This is a genomic window from Neisseria sp. P0008.S010, assembly GCF_051962715.1.
In the GTDB taxonomy this organism is placed as follows: Bacteria; Pseudomonadota; Gammaproteobacteria; order Burkholderiales; family Neisseriaceae; genus Neisseria; species Neisseria elongata.
On record NZ_JBQCVA010000214.1, the window covers coordinates 1 to 339 of the forward strand.

The 339-nt window shown below is 54.6% G+C and carries 1 rRNA gene; it reads left to right on the forward strand.

The annotated features are described in order from the left end of the window. Positions 1–339: ribosomal RNA gene (locus ACTHSL_RS13275) — 16S ribosomal RNA — on the forward strand; the annotation flags it as partial.

Here is a 339-nt window from a genome sequence, read left to right on the forward strand (position 1 = left end):
ATACCCCATTTGATGACGGTACCTCTTTAGCAAGCACCGGCTAACTCTGTGCCAGCAGCCGCGGTAATACAGAGGGTGCAAACGTTGTTCGGATTTACTGGGCGTAAAGCGCGTGTAGGCGGCTTGGCAAGTCGGGTGTGAAAGCCCTGGGCTCAACCTAGGAAGTGCACTCGAAACTGCCTCGCTGGAGTCTCGGAGAGGAAAGCGGAATTCTCGGTGTAGAGGTGAAATTCGTAGATATCGAGAGGAACATCGGTGGCGAAGGCGGCTTTCTGGACGACGACTGACGCTGAGACGCGAAAGCGTGGGGAGCAAACAGGATTAGATACCCTAGTAGTC